The organism is Aquimarina latercula DSM 2041 (genome assembly GCF_000430645.1).
Classification (GTDB): domain Bacteria; phylum Bacteroidota; class Bacteroidia; order Flavobacteriales; family Flavobacteriaceae; genus Aquimarina; species Aquimarina latercula.
The window spans coordinates 250,256-266,107 of record NZ_KE387185.1 but is presented as its reverse complement, the minus strand read 5'-3'; the positions used below and the strand labels follow the sequence as shown (position 1 = coordinate 266,107).

Here is a 15,852-nt window from a genome sequence, read left to right as displayed (position 1 = left end):
ATCTGTATAGGTCAAATAAAAAATAAAGTTATGGTAACATTTTCCTTTGTTATGATACTTACATTAAAAACCAGATTTATCAATTTTAGAAAAAATGAATAAAAAATTACGTCTCGAATTAATAGCGATATGCTTGTTACTTGTTAGCACCACAGTTTTTAGTCAAGAAACTGTTCCTTTTCAGATTAGAAAATCTATCTCAGGTGTTAAAGGAGATTTGATCATGACCGGTAACGATATTGTTGGTATGATTGAGGACAAGGATGGAAATAGATTTACAGATCCTAATGGAAATTATAACGGTATTGATAATAATGGTAATACTGTTACTGCTTATATAGATGTAGATGATGATCCAACTACTTTTAGTTCAAGTGAAGCTAGGTTAACAGCTCCGAGAGAAGAGTGCAGTAAATTGGTATATGCGGGATTATATTGGTCAGCAAATTATTATATGACAAGAGCGAGTAGTCCTAATAATTTTTTGGATGCTGAAATTGCAAGTAATTCCGATACGAATACAGCATTAATTATAAATAATGGCCCACTAGCTCAACAATATGCTGTAAGAAATGCTGAGTTTGATAATGATAATGTCGATATACAAAGAAGTCCGGTAACTTCTTATTTGGTGGTAGCTCAACCTATCGATGGTTGCAGTATTACTAATGAGGCAGAGTTAACTGGCAATATAGCAGTGCTTAGAAAAGGAGGTACTTGTTCTTTAAGAGAGAAAGCTGTAAATGCTCAAAATGCCGGTGCGGTAGGAGTAGTTATTGTAAATGATAATGGTCTTTTACCAAGACTTATTGGGAACGGACCAGAGATAACAGTACCCGTAGTATCTATAGGTAATGACGATATTAGTAATGCTAATTTTCTTGATGAAGATTTAGTAACGCTTCTTCAGTCACAAACTAACGTAGTGTTAGCTACTTTATCTACGGATCAGGGAGATGATGTTTTAACAGACCTTCCCCTTATTGATCCAAGAAAACAGGGGCCAGCAGACTTTAGAAATGTAAAATTTAAAATTCCCGGAGGTACCTATATAGATGTTGCTGCTACTAGTGTGGTTTTTGATGGATATAGCAATACACCTACGAATCCTTTGGGGAATACCGCAAATGATGAGTTTCCTTATGTATGTTATGCAGATGTTACTAGCTTATTGGATCTAGATAATCCTTTTGGAACGTATACTGTTGCCGATATGAATGCAACACAAGGTTTTACAAGTGGTGGAGATGGAGCTTGCGGAGGATGGGTTTTAGTGGCTATTTATGAAGACCCTCAAGATGATGCAAAATACATAAGTATTAGCGATGGATTTGCTCAGATATTTAGTGGAGATGCCCCAATAGAATTTACATATAATGGTTTTATGACACCACAAGGAAATCTACCAGTATCTACTAGATATGGAGTGGCATCATTGGAAGGAGACTTTAGTTTTGATGGAGACCAATTAAATGTATTGAATACAAGTGGTGATTATGTTGCATTAGGACAAGGGGCTGACACGGCTAATCCAGCTACAAATTTTTTTAATAGTTCAATTTCGTCTGATGGAGCATATGTTACGAGCAGAACTCCTAATTCTAGAAATACCCAAGGATTTGACATCGATATTTTTGATTTGCCAAACCCAAGTAATTCGATTATTGGAAATGGTCAAACTTCCGCAGTATTTCAATTAATAACGACTAGAGATAGATTTAGTGTTTTTTTAAATTCTTTTTCTACTACAACAATGGAACCAGAACTTAGTTTGGTACAACGTGTTTTTAACGCAGATGGAACCGTTGAAATTACTGGAGGAAATGTTGAGCTAGGAGACGAAATTATATATGATCTAGAAATAGAAAACGTTGGTAATGAAGATTTCATTGATGGATCGGTAATAATTACAGATATACTTCCGGTAAATACAAATTTATTAGGTATATCTGACGAAACGCTACCACCAGGAGTGACATATTCGGAGACATCTCCAGGAAGATTACAATTTCTGGTACCAAGTAGCCTATTGGAAGTAACAAGCGATGCGATATCCATACGATTTACAACCCAATTAGTAACTAGCTGTAATGATTTAGCAGATGCATGCTCTGACCAAGTTATTAACACAACTACTGTTTCATATACAGGGTTATTCTCAGGAATAGCAATTGTGGATGATAATGGAGTTTCATCAGACAGTTGTAACTCTATACCAGAGGTAATAGGAAATACGATTATAAATTTTGCTCCTTGTCAAATTGATGTGCCATTTTGTGGAGGAGAGTTATTATTAACAGCCGGAAATGGATATAGTAGTTATACTTGGTCGGGACCGAGTATTTCAACTCCTATAGTTACTACGAGTAATACATTTCAGGTTCCAAATCCTCAAACAGGTGTTTTTAAAGTAATAAAAGAAGATGTTGATGGGGCGGATCCACAATGTATAACATCAGTAGAAGAGTTTAATGTCGAAGGTTTTAGCGACATCCAGAATCCAATTTTGGACTATGTTAATGGAACCACTGTGGTAACAGAAGATTGTAATAGTCTTTCTATTCCACAAATTTTACTATGTGGTGATCAGAGCTTATTTTTAGAAACAAATTTCGATTCATCTGTTTTGGATGGTATTTCTTGGCAACGTTTAAGTTATTCAGGTACTTGTCAGGCAAATTTTAATGATCCTTGTTCTTTATTAGATGGTAATTGTACAGATGCTAACTGGGAAGAAGTTACAGGTGGTAATACTTCAAGTTATACAGTTTCAGAAGTAGGGGATTACAGAATTCTTGCAGAATTTGAAGGTGGATGCGTTATTCCATTTTATTTTAGTGTATTTAAAAATGAATATCAACCAGAACTCTCTATGAATCCTATAGGTTGTGATAATGAAGGTAGTGTTAGTGTTGTAAATGTACTAACTAATTTTGCTTTTAGCTTAACTTCTGGAGGACCTTACACTAATACTACAGGAACATTCGTTATTTCTGCAGAGGGAGATGTAACAGTATATGCTATAGATAGTAACTTTCCTGGATGTGAATATGTAGCTACGATTAATGTGCCTTCTGTTGATCCTGTAATTTCTGTAACTAGCGTAGATCCTGTATGTGCAGAAGAATTTGGACAAATAGAAGTTGTTATTACAGACGGAACACCTCCATTCACTTATATTTTGGATGGAAATGTGGAAATTGGCCCCATAGTAGAAGACACAATAACTTTTGATAATGTGGAAATTGGAGATCATGAGATTCAGATAATAGATGGTAACCAATGCGAAAATTTCGAAAATGTTAGTATTAATGCACCTAATGCTATTATTGAGGTGTCTAACGCTATTACGCCGGTAACTTGTGGAGGGTCAGATATTATTACTGATTTAGGAGCTATAGATTTAACTATAAGTGGAGGGACAGGACCATATACATATACCTTGGTAGATGCTGCGAATATAGCAATTACACCATTGATTCCTTCTATTACTATTTCTTCAAATCCAATTTTAACTACGGCTACAGAAGTTCGCTTTGAAGGGCTTAATTTTGGACAGTATTATATTTTCGTTCAAAGTACAGATAATATCAGTGGTTGTAGTCAGGTATCATTTGGACCATATGACATGGTATCACCACCAGATGATTTAATAACTAATATAACTGTAGGCCCTAGTTGTTCAGAAGGTATTATTCTAGATGTCGTTCTGCAAGGAGGTGCAGGTATAAGTCCTCCAACAGATCCGCCGCCAGGTTTTGATATACGCATTGTCGGTGAACCATCGCCAGGTCTTGGAGATTTTGTGCCGCTAAATGATGGTGAAGGAGGATCAACAATAGTAGATGCCAATACACCAATAAGAGATCATAAATATTCTGGTTTAGCATTTTATAAAGCTTACACGATTGAAGTTAGAGATAATGCTACAAAATGTATCTATAGGGAATTAATTTCACCAATTAACCCTCCGTCTGAACCAAAAATTTTGAATTTTACTGTTACTGATGCAAGTTGTGGACAAGTGCCAGATTCAGGAGACGGGGAAATTAGTTTTGAAATTTCGGAATACGACCCATTCGTAACTCAAGTCTCATGGGAAGTATTTTCTCAAATTACGAACGTTTCTTTAGGAGTTGCGTATTCTGGAACTGCAACGAACCTAACTGGAACCAACGTTCCCGTAGCTATATCAAATTTTTCAGCAGGTCAATATTACGTAATTGTTAGAGAAAATGGTACGAGTTGTCCAGCTAGACAAGATTTTGTGATAGATATTCCCGATTCATTAAATTCAGTTCCAACAAATATAACACCAGCGAATAGTTGTGGTGATAATGCACAGATAATAATGCAAACAGATGGTGGTACTCCGTTTGATATTTCTCAGACAGCTGATGGTTATACCTATGCACTTACTACTGATGGGGCTAGTAACCCAGGTGTTTATCCTATAAATAACAATGTAATTGATTTGGGTAACGTCGCTGGTGATTTTGATATCTGGGTTTCAGATGCTAATGGATGTAGTTTTGGACCTGTAGATGTTAGTGTAATAGTAAGCCCACTTCCGACAGTTGTAGCAAGTTTTATAGATGATTGTGTTTATGATAATAATAATGTAATAAGTGTTGAAGGAACAGGTTTTGGTACCTTATTGTATCAATTGGATGACGGAACTGCAGTAGTAGGTAATATAGATAATAATAATCACCAATTTATAGTAGCAACATCAGGAACTTATGTAGTAACGATTAAAGATGAATCCGGGTGTTCAGTGAACACAATCGTTAGGGTTTATGATGATTTAACAATTAGCGCGGCATTTACTACAGCTCCTACTTGTGGTGATGCTAATGGAGTGATAACAACGATGATAACTGCAGGTGCTGCCGAAGGAACATTATCCTATGAATTACAAGATAGCACTGGAACACCTGTTGCTAATACAACAGGAAATTCTACTGGAGAATATACTGGAGTCCCTTCTGGAGATTATATCGTTGTTACGACTGATGATGGACGAGGAACAACTTCTTATTGTTTTTTTAACGCAATGATATCTGCAGAGGATGTTATTCCGATTACGGCAGATATAGCAATCACCCAAGATTATAATTGTGATACATCTGGAGAAATCACAGTCTCAAACCCAACAGGAGGGAATGGTCAATATGAGTACAGCTTAGATGCTATAATTTGGTCGGTAAATAATCAATTTATTGGATTAATAGATGGAGATTATACGGTTTATATAAGAGATTCTAATACAATTACTTGTCCTGTTTTATTAGGAACCTTGACCATAGATCCAATTAATGAGGTAGTAGATCTTGATTTTACAGCTTCAGACATTACTTGTTCTGCTTCTTCTACGAGTATTACAGTAATTGCAACCGGAACTAATGGTGCTAGTATTTTTGAATATAGAATTAGTGCTCCGATAACAACTCCTTGGCAAATGTCAAATACATTTTCTAATTTGGAACAAGGATACACCTACACCTTTGAGGCAAGAACAGATGATAGCTGTAGTTATACAGAAGATTATGGAATAGACCCTATAGCTCCATTAGTTGTAACGGGGGAGTTAGTATCGGATATAAGTTGTAATGGTGATGCCGATGGAATTGTAAGATTGGAAGTTTCTGGAGGAATACCACCATATACGTTTACATCTTCTTTAAATCCAACTTTGTTCTATTCTGATAATGCGGATGGTGTTACTGGTCAACATATGTTTACAGATATTCCTACGGGATCTTATGAATTTTTAGCTCAAGATAGCCTAGGTTGTAGTTTTATTATTCCGATAACACTCATAGATCCATCAAAACTTTTGGTATCCGTGGATATCGATGAAACCGGAACAATTATCGTAAATGCCAGTGGAGGTACACCAGCTTATGCCTATCAATTATTAAGTGCCGATGGAATTACGACGCTCTTCCCAGAACAAACAAGTAATACTTTTGATGTTGATGTTTCAGGTGAATATGTGGTAAAAGCTCTAGATGTAAATCGTTGTGAAGTCCTAGAATCGATTACGGTAACAATAACTAACCAAAATCCAATCATTGATTATGCGGATGAAATTCTATTCTGTGCATTGATAGGACAGGGTTATCCGGTTATTAGTATTCAGGATGAAAATGGAGAAGAGGTCGATGTATCTTTTACCAATGCAGCATCTATTGTATGGCAAAGATTGGATGATATTTCTTGTAATAGACCATTTGATGAAACTTGTCCAACTACAGATGATAGTTGTAGTTCGGATTGGTTTGATTTTGAAACAGGGGCTGATTGTATGGTCTTAGAACCTGGAGAGTATAGAGTAGTTATTACATTTGCTAATAGAGTAGCACAAAGCACGGAAATATATTATTTTAGAGCAGAAGGGAACACATTAGATGTAATAGAAAATGAAAAGACAAATATTCATCTATATCCAAACCCAGCAAATACTTTAGTAAGTATTAATACAGATATAAGTTTAATAAAAGTTTTTGATGTATCTGGAAAGTTAGTGTTACAAAGTATCCAGAGCTCTTTTGATATTAGTTTACTAAAAAAAGGAGTGTATTTTACAGAAGTTGAAACTAGCAAAGGTGCTAAGAAAATTATAAAATTAGTAAAGCAATAACATTAATTGTTTTCATAGTACAAAAGAGCACTTTTATAGTGCTCTTTTTTTATGAGGTAATTACATATAACCCAAAAACAGCTACTATAAAATAGCATGTAATAGTTAAAGCACCTGGATAGTCCTTAGCAACTCGTTGACCAAACAGAAGCATTAAAAGAGTTATACATGCAGCGAACATTGCTGCAATTGCAAATCCAATATGATTATCCATTATTAAATGATAGATACCACCAATACATAGGATTGAAGTGATGATTTCAATAATTAAAACAGACCCTAGAAGGGTCGGTACCATATTTCTTAAAAATGTTTTTGAAAAATGCTCTTTTAACCAACCTAGATTTCCTTTCCAGTCTGCAATTTTATCGATACCAGATTGTAAAAAAGTGATAAGTAAAAACAGTAAAATCGTAATTGAAACAATATGAGTCATAAAATTGTCCATAAAATTGAGTTTAGTTTTGAAATTCTAAAAAATGCTTATAAAGCTTTTTTATGCAATAATCGAGTAAGTTTAATAGATAGATCAGTCAAGATGATTTTTGCGTTACCATTGCGTTCTATATGATAAATTGCGTCTTGTAATTCATTACTTATATCCATAATATTACCACCGTGAATGAATGGTGCGAAATTCTTAAGCTTAAAACCATTAGTTTTGGGTTCGAGGAATACAAGATCTTCTGCATTATAATTTAATAATAATGCTTGTCTAAAAAAATCAAGACAATAGTTTAAAAACCTTTTTTGTGTTTCCCTTCCTGATCCTGCGATAGATTCACTCCAATTGATTAAATCATTAACTGCAGGTTTATTTCCTTTAGCTCTAAAAGCTGTTCGCACCCATTGTATAAACCAGTCTTCAAACTGTTCATCACCACCATCGTGATGTAATAGGTGTAATGCTTTACTATAATCTCCATTTGCTTGGTGTGCAATTTTTAAAGCTTCTGTATCAGAAACATTTTCTGATGCTTTTAAGGCATCTTTTATAACTTGTTCACCCAAAGGAGGAAAGTGTAATACTTGACATCTAGACCTTATGGTTTGTATCAATTGCTCTTCGTCTTCCGTAATTAAGATGAAAACGGTTTTTTCTGGAGGTTCTTCAATTAGTTTAAGCAACTTATTAGAAGCAGCGATATTCATTTTGTCAGCCATCCAGATTAACATGACCTTAAAACCACCTTCGTAACTTTTTAACGATAACTTTTTTACAACATCCAATGCTTCATCAACACCTATCTGTCCTTGTTTTTTTTCAATACCTAGTGAAAGATACCAATCAAAAATACTTCCATAGGGGTTGTCATTTATAAAAGCTCTCCATTCTTCAGCGAAGTGATTGGCAGTAGGGTGTTTTTTTACTTTATCATTAGTGGCCACAGGATATGCAAAATGCAAATCTGGATGTGCTAAATGATCAAACTTTATATTACAAGAAGAATTACCTCCTGTGTTCTCACCTTCTTTATTTTGACATAAAATATATTGTGCATAGGCAATAGCCATTGGTAGTGTCCCGCTACCACTAGGTCCTACGAAAAGTTGAGCATGAGGAATACGACCTCTTTCTACACTAGTGGTGAGGTAGCTTTTGATATGTGAAAGCCCTAATATTTTTGAAAAAAGCATAAAGCAAATATAATTTAATAATGTACAATATGTATCGCGTGTAATAGATATAAATTAAATGTGATTTTTTCATTGAAAGCTCTCTTTTTGCTAAAAATCGATAAAAGTGGAAGTTTGCAGAAAAATTAGTTTAATTTTTCTAATAGTTTTCAGTGTTTTTGAGGAAATAAAATTATTTTCGTTTACCAAAATCAATCCAATCCGATGAAGACAATTAATGATTTCAATTTTGAAAATAAAAAAGCATTAATCAGAGTAGATTTTAATGTTCCACTTGATGAAAATTTTAAAGTAACTGATAGCACTAGAATTCAGGCTGCTAAACCAACTATTATTAAGATATTAGAAGATGGTGGAAGTGCTGTTTTAATGTCACATTTAGGTCGTCCTAAAGGAATTCAAGATGAGTTTTCATTAAATCATATTGTAGATCAAGTTGCGGATGTAATTGGGGTACAGGTAAAATTTGTATCTAATTGCGTAGGAGAAGAGGCGGAAACAGCAGTTGCTCAATTAAATCCAGGAGAGGTATTACTTTTGGAAAACTTAAGATTTCATAAGGAAGAAACAGCTGGTGACACTAATTTTGCAGAACGTTTATCAAAACTAGGAGATGTTTATGTTAATGATGCTTTTGGAACAGCGCATAGAGCACATGCCTCTACAACGATTGTGGCGCAATTTTTTCCAGAAAATAAATGTTTTGGAAGTTTATTAGCAAAAGAAATCGAGAGTATTGATAAAGTACTTAAAAGTGGAGAAAAACCAATTACGGCTGTTCTTGGAGGCTCTAAGGTTTCTTCTAAAATTACAATTATAGAAAACATCCTTGATAAAGTAGATAATTTGATTGTTGGTGGAGGGATGACGTATACATTTATTAAAGCGCAAGGAGGAAAAATAGGAGACTCTATTTGCGAAGATGATAAACAAGAATTAGCATTAGAGATTTTAAAGAAAGCTGAAGAAAAAGGAGTGCAAATACACTTGCCGGTTGATGTAATTGGGGCAGATGCATTTGATAATAATGCTAATACAAAGGCAATGAGTGTAGATGCAATTCCTGATGGGTGGCAAGGATTAGATGCAGGACCAGAAACGATAAAGAATTTTCATCAAGTAATTCTAGATTCTAAGACAATACTTTGGAATGGACCTTTAGGTGTTTTTGAAATGGAAAATTTTGCTAATGGAACAATTGCCTTAGGACATTCTATTGCCGAAGCTACAGAAAAAGGAGCTTTTTCTCTTGTAGGTGGTGGCGATTCTGTTGCTGCGGTAAAGCAATTTGGATTTGGTGACAAAGTGAGCTATGTTTCTACTGGTGGAGGAGCGATGTTAGAAAGTCTAGAAGGAAAAACACTTCCGGGTATTGCTGCTATAGAAAATTAACAATCGACTAAATTATTGTAAGAAAAGTCTTAATAAACTCAAAAGTTATTAAAAATCAGTCGTTTCGACTGATTTTTTTATGTTTTTAACTTGTTGATTTTTTGCGTTTTAGAAAAAAAATGCGATTTTCGCAGCAGCGTTGTTAATAACTTGTTGAAAGTTGACACTATTTACCCTTAAATATCCGTTAGTTTGAGTAATTGTAAACAATATCTGAAAATGATTAAAAATTGTTGGTTTTATCTTAGTTTTCTTTTTTGTCTAGTTTCGTTACAAGCACAAGATACAATCCCATCCGTAAGCTCTAAAGCGAAACCTTCAAGAATAGTAACACTTGATAAAGAATTAACATTACAAAAAGATACAGTTCAGGTAGTAGATACCACTAAAGTTATTAGTGCGGTCGGAGAGCTTAAAACAACTACATTTACTAAAACAAGTGTTAAAGATAGTGTGATGTATGCGATTGAGGATCATCCTCAATTGGCCAAGTTAGATTCTATTTGGAAACAAGAATTGTATAATTCTAGTTTATTTGATACTATTTATAAATCAGTTACCGAATTGGATTATAAGCCTGTCGAATATGTAGATCTTCCAACAGATACATTAAAGGCCAGATTAGCAAGATTAAATGCACGTACACCTTTTAACGTTGAATACAATACCTCATTAGAAAGTGTGATTAAAAATTACCTAAAAAATCGCCATGAGCATCTTGAGAGATTGATGGCATTGAGCGAGTTTTATTTTCCATTATTTGAACAAGAATTAGATAACCAAAATATTCCATTAGAAATAAAGTATTTAGCCATCGTAGAATCTGCGCTAAAACCTAGAGCGAAATCAAGAGTTGGAGCTACAGGATTATGGCAATTTATGTTTGGAACCGGAAAAATGTTTGGATTAGAGGTAAGTTCATATGTAGACGAACGAATGGACCCTATTATGGCTACGCAGGCTGCTTGTAAATATTTGGCAAGTCTTTATCGTGTATTTGGTGATTGGGATTTGGCATTAGCATCTTATAATTCAGGACCAGGAAATGTAACAAAGGCGATCAGACGAAGTGGGGGATACACAAATTACTGGAATATTCGTCATAATCTGCCAAGAGAAACTGCGGGGTATTTACCAGCATTTTTAGCTACAATGTATATTTTTGAATATGCGGAAGAACATGGTTTTAAACCAAGAAAACCAGAATTTGCTTATTTTGAAACAGATACAATTAAAGTGAAGCAGATGATTACCTTGGATCAGGTATCCGAGGTTATGGATATTAATATGGAGGAGTTACAATTTTTGAATCCTTCCTATAAGTTAGATATTATTCCTCACATAAAAGATGAAAACTATGTTTTGCGTTTGCCGTTGGATCAAGTAGGTAAATTCGTTGCTAATGAAAACCAAATATATGCGCTAGCACAAGAAGAGTTTAATAAGAGAGAAAAACCACTCCCTAAGCTTATTGAAGCTAATGATAAAATAAGATACCGTGTACGTAGCGGTGATTTTTTGGGAAAAATTGCCAGAAGATATGGTGTACGCGTTAGCCAAATAAAACGATGGAATGGGTTACGTAGTAACAATCTTAGAATAGGACAGCGATTAACTATTTATCCAAGACGCCCCGTAGTTGATAGACCAAAAAAGAAAATAAATACACAAAAAGCAGTTGCAAGTACGAATCCTAGTAGTTCCGAAACGTATACAGTAAAATCGGGTGATACCTTATGGAGCATTTCACAAAAATTCAAAGGAGTTTCGATAGAGAATCTGCGAAGTTGGAATAATATCAGCGGTACCGGAATCAAACCTGGTATGAAGTTAAAATTATCGAAATCTTAATCGTCATTTATTGATTAAAAAAATGCAATTGGAACGGTTTATGATGTTATAACGCGAAGTATATCCGTTATCTGGATAGTATTATTTTTAATATTATAACATCCCAAGTATATTTGTATTATGAAAAAACTAGCTCTAGCCATCATTTGTGTATTTTGTATAGTAAGTTGTACAGAAACTAAAAAGAATACTTCAGAAAAAATTAATGGTTCACTCGCACAATCCATAGGTAAGATTAATGAACTATCTGTAATTATAGATAATGAACTTTGGACAGGTAGTTTAGGAGATACAATACGTAAGTATTTTGGAGCAGAAGTTCCTGGTTTACCACAAGAAGAACCGTTGTTTTCTATGAGACAAATTCCTCCAGACGTTTTTACTGGTTTAGCTAGAAGATATCGTACGTTTCTAAAAATTCAAGAAGGCGATGAGTCTAAAGTATATGTTGCAAATAATAAATACGCAACTCCACAACTAGGATATGTAATTACTGGAACTAGTCAGGATGAGATTATTCGTCTGATCCAAGAACGGTCAGCAGGTATGATCGCAAAGTATAAAAAAGTAGAAATGCGAGAAAAACAATATCGAATTAAAAAATCGGTAGAATATATTCCGCAGCTAAAAGAAAAAATAGGTATTACGCTTAAAATACCTTCTGCATATCGCATTGCTAAAGAAGAAGATAAATTCTTTTGGTTGCGTAAAGATATTACTAATGGGGATATGAACCTGATGATATATGAACTTCCTCTAGGAAGTATCCCTAAAGATTCTAGTACAATTGCTAAAATTATTAAAGTAAGAGACTCTATAGGAGTATTAAAAATACCTACTAATTCCGGAAAATTTATTACAGAAGAAGCATATGCACCTTATCTTTATGAAACCAAGTTAGATGATAAATTTGCTTTCGAAACTAAGGGAACTTGGGAAATCAAAGATCGTTATATGGCAGGACCTTTTGTAAACTACGCAATCGATGATGTAGCGAATAATAGACAATTGGTAATAGAAGGTTTTGTTTTGGCTCCATCAGTAAGAAAAAGAAATTTCATGTTCGAATTGGAGGCGATTATCAAGTCCATTAAATTTGAGTAGAAATAGGTAATTTTATATATATTTAGCGGTTTAAAAAATGTAATTAATGAATATTGTTTCTTATATCGCTAAACAGGTTCCTGTTTCTGAAAAGCAAATCACCAAAACCATCGAATTATTAAATGATGGTGCCACAATTCCATTTATTTCTAGATATCGTAAAGAGATAACTGGTAATTTAGATGAGGTAGAAATTGGTGAAATTGTAAAGTATAAAACGGTTTTTGAGACCTTACAGAAAAGAAAGGAAAGTGTACTTGCTTCTATAACAGAGCAAGAAGCGCTTACACCAGAGTTACAAAAGCGAATAGAAGCTGCACAAACGCTATCCGAAGTAGAAGATCTATATCTTCCATATAAGAAAAAGAGAAAGACGAAAGCAACCGTTGCTAAGGAGCAAGGACTTGAGCCTCTGGCAAAAATAATCATGGAGCAACGAGAAGAGGAGATTCTTTTTGTGGCATCTCAATATCTTAATGATACGATCATTAATGAAGAACTAGCATTACAAGGCGCAAGGGACATCATTGCAGAGTGGGTAAATGAAAATGAAAAGATAAGAAACAGACTTCGAAGATTATACCAACGTAGAGCAGCAATAACTTCTGTGGTTATTAAGACAAAAAAAAACGAAGACGAAGCTCAGAAATATCAACAATATTTTGAGTGGGAAGAACCATTGCATAAATGCCCTTCGCATAGATTACTGGCCATTCTTAGAGCAGAAAACGAAAAGATAGTAAGAGTAAAAATTACAGTTCCAGAAAATGACGCATTAGATATTATTGATGATGTAATGATTACATCTAATGTAGAAACTTGTACGGATCAAGTATTTTTAGCAATTGCTGATGCATATAAAAGATTACTTGCACCAGCGATTTCTACCGAAGTATTAAATCTAGCAAAAGAAAAAGCTGATGATAATGCAATTAAAGTTTTCGCTCAAAACCTAAAACAATTGCTATTAGCATCTCCTTTAGGCCAAAAAAGAATATTAGCGTTAGATCCCGGTTTTAAATCTGGATGTAAAGTGGTTTGTTTGGATAAGCAAGGAGATTTACTTCATAATGAAAATATCTATCCACATCCGCCACAACGTGAAACGACCAATGCTATAAAAAAGATTAGATCTTTAGTAAATGCTTATAAAATTGAAGCGATAGCGATAGGAAATGGCACTGCTGCTAGAGAAACAGAAGCATTTATTAAAAAAATTCCATTCGAAGGACAGATTCAAGTTTTTATGGTTAATGAAAGTGGTGCATCTGTATATTCAGCTTCAAAAATTGCTAGAGCAGAATTTCCTAGTTATGATGTTACAGTTCGTGGAGCAGTTTCTATTGGAAGACGATTGGCAGACCCTCTAGCTGAATTGGTTAAAATTGACCCTAAAGCAATTGGAGTAGGACAATATCAGCATGATGTTGATCAAAACAAGCTAAAAAATGAATTGGATACGGTAGTGATGAGTTGTGTAAATAGTGTAGGTATTAATGTAAATACAGCCAGTGCACCATTATTAAGTTATGTATCCGGAATCGGAGACAAGCTTGCTGAAAATATTGTTAACTATCGATCGGAAAATGGAGCTTTAGCGTCCAGAGAGCAATTAAAAAAAGTGCCTAGACTTGGAGGAAAAGCATATGAACAAGCAGCAGCGTTCTTAAGAATAACAGAACCAAAAAACCCATTAGATAACTCAGCAGTACATCCAGAAAGATATAAGTTAGTCTCTAAGATGGCTAAAGATGCTGGAGTTTCCTTAAAAGAATTAATAGGAAATAAAACAGCAATTACTAAAATTAGGTTACAAGATTATATTTCTGAAGATGTTGGATTACCTACCTTAACAGATATTGTAAAAGAATTAGAAAAACCAGGTGTTGATCCTAGAAAGAAGGCAACCGTTTTTGAGTTTGATCCAAATGTAAAAACCATTAATGACTTAAAATCAGGAATGAAATTGCCAGGCATCGTAAACAACATCACTAATTTTGGATGTTTTGTCGACATAGGTATTAAAGAAAGTGGATTAATACATATTTCTAAACTTGCAAATGAGTATATAAGTGATGTGAATGCCGTGGTCCAATTAAACCAACATATAACGGTTACTGTGATGAGTGTGGATCTATCAAGAAAAAGGATTCAACTTTCGTTAGTTGATTAAAACGTTTAAATAAAGTCAAAAAAAATACTCCTTTTATATAAAAGGAGTATTTACTATATTTTTTATGCCCCAATAATTACGGTAGTAAACTTACAGTAGCATTTTTTTGAGTGATTCTTGTATTTTCTTCTTTGTTTACAAGATTTGTTAATCTTGTTGTTTTTTGAGTATCTGTATTAAAACCGTTTTTTTCTAATAAAAGGTTATAAAAGTCTTTTTTAGTAGTATTAGTAACTTCTTTCTTGTTTTCCTTGATAGTAATGTCAAAGTTATTTGCCTTTATAAGTGCATTATAAAAATCTACTTTTGATGCTTTAACAGTAGTTGCATTTTCATTAGTGTTTTGAACAGTAGTTTCTTGAGCACTAATAGTTGAGAAAGAAAATAAAATTACGATGGTAAAAAATATAGTTTTCATAGTTTGGGGCTTTATGAAGTTACTTACTTATTTGATTCAAATTTAACACGAAATAATGGTGTTATAAAACATATGAATAACTTTTAGATGAAGTGGTTTTTTATTTCGATGAAATACACAAATCTTATGGTTTTACCGTAAAAACAAAATGCTTTTTGTGTCAAAACAACGATTTTATTGATGTTTTTAGGAGAATATTTTTTATTTATATGCTGTAAATGAGCTAGATGTGAGATTTTTTAAAATGGAGGTATAATTTTCACAAATCGTTAACAGCTGTGGTGTTTTAATTACTATAAGAGTAAGTTCTTTTGGGAAAACAAGGATTTCATTAATAAAAAATGCCCAACTTAATAAGCCGGGCATTTTTCTACTATATACCTATAGGTTATTTTTTCTCTTCTATCTTATTCGGATCTTCTTCTTCTTTAGAGGCGTCTTTAAACTCTTTGATTCCGCTTCCTAAACCTCTCATCAATTCTGGAATTTTTTTACCTCCAAATAAAAGTAAAACCACAGCAACTATCAATGCAATTTGCCACGGGCCTAACATTCCTAAAAATACACTTAATGACATCATGTTCTTAAATTTAGAATACAAAGTTAATAAGATTTAGGTAAAAAAGGCAT

General features: G+C 33.8%; 9 protein-coding genes. 5 read left to right on the top strand and 4 right to left on the bottom strand.

Translation table 11 applies throughout. The features are described 5' to 3' along the window. The first annotated feature begins 94 nt into the window (after window positions 1-94). Window positions 95-6,646, top strand: a complete 6,552-nt coding sequence (locus H526_RS0119135) for a PA domain-containing protein (protein ID WP_027394491.1) — start codon at window positions 95-97, stop codon at window positions 6,644-6,646. Between the two features lie 49 nt (window positions 6,647-6,695). Here H526_RS0119135 and H526_RS0119130 read toward each other — a convergent pair whose 3' ends face one another. Then, complete coding sequence (locus tag H526_RS0119130) at window positions 6,696-7,094, bottom strand: hypothetical protein (RefSeq protein ID WP_027394490.1); 399 nt, start codon at window positions 7,092-7,094, stop codon at window positions 6,696-6,698. A gap of 35 nt (window positions 7,095-7,129) precedes the next feature. Beyond that, window positions 7,130-8,284: a DNA polymerase III subunit gene (locus tag H526_RS0119125; protein ID WP_027394489.1), complete on the bottom strand. Its 1,155-nt coding sequence runs from the start codon at window positions 8,282-8,284 to the stop codon at window positions 7,130-7,132. Window positions 8,285-8,488: 204 nt separating this feature from the next. Here H526_RS0119125 and H526_RS0119120 point away from each other — a divergent pair, with 204 nt between their 5' ends. From H526_RS0119120 to H526_RS0119105, 4 genes are all read left to right on the top strand, one after another. Continuing rightward, on the top strand, window positions 8,489-9,676 hold the full coding sequence (locus H526_RS0119120; RefSeq protein WP_027394488.1) for a phosphoglycerate kinase: 1,188 nt from the start codon (window positions 8,489-8,491) through the stop codon (window positions 9,674-9,676). A 219-nt stretch (window positions 9,677-9,895) separates the two neighbouring features. Continuing rightward, complete coding sequence (locus H526_RS0119115) at window positions 9,896-11,527, top strand: LysM peptidoglycan-binding domain-containing protein (RefSeq protein ID WP_027394487.1); 1,632 nt, start codon at window positions 9,896-9,898, stop codon at window positions 11,525-11,527. A 120-nt stretch (window positions 11,528-11,647) separates the two neighbouring features. Beyond that, window positions 11,648-12,631, top strand: coding sequence for a DUF4837 family protein (locus H526_RS0119110; RefSeq protein ID WP_027394486.1), 984 nt, complete (start codon window positions 11,648-11,650; stop codon window positions 12,629-12,631). A 46-nt stretch (window positions 12,632-12,677) separates the two neighbouring features. After that, on the top strand, window positions 12,678-14,804 hold the full coding sequence (locus tag H526_RS0119105) for a Tex family protein (protein WP_027394485.1): 2,127 nt from the start codon (window positions 12,678-12,680) through the stop codon (window positions 14,802-14,804). Between the two features lie 76 nt (window positions 14,805-14,880). On the opposite strand, the gene H526_RS0119100 is transcribed toward H526_RS0119105, so the two are convergent. Together H526_RS0119100 and tatA are read right to left on the bottom strand one after the other, a co-directional pair. Continuing rightward, a complete protein-coding gene (locus H526_RS0119100; protein ID WP_027394484.1) occupies window positions 14,881-15,222 on the bottom strand; it encodes a hypothetical protein in 342 nt (113 codons plus the stop codon). Window positions 15,223-15,610: 388 nt separating this feature from the next. Then, window positions 15,611-15,802: a twin-arginine translocase TatA/TatE family subunit gene (gene tatA, locus H526_RS0119095; protein ID WP_027394483.1), complete on the bottom strand. Its 192-nt coding sequence runs from the start codon at window positions 15,800-15,802 to the stop codon at window positions 15,611-15,613. Window positions 15,803-15,852 lie beyond the last annotated feature (50 nt).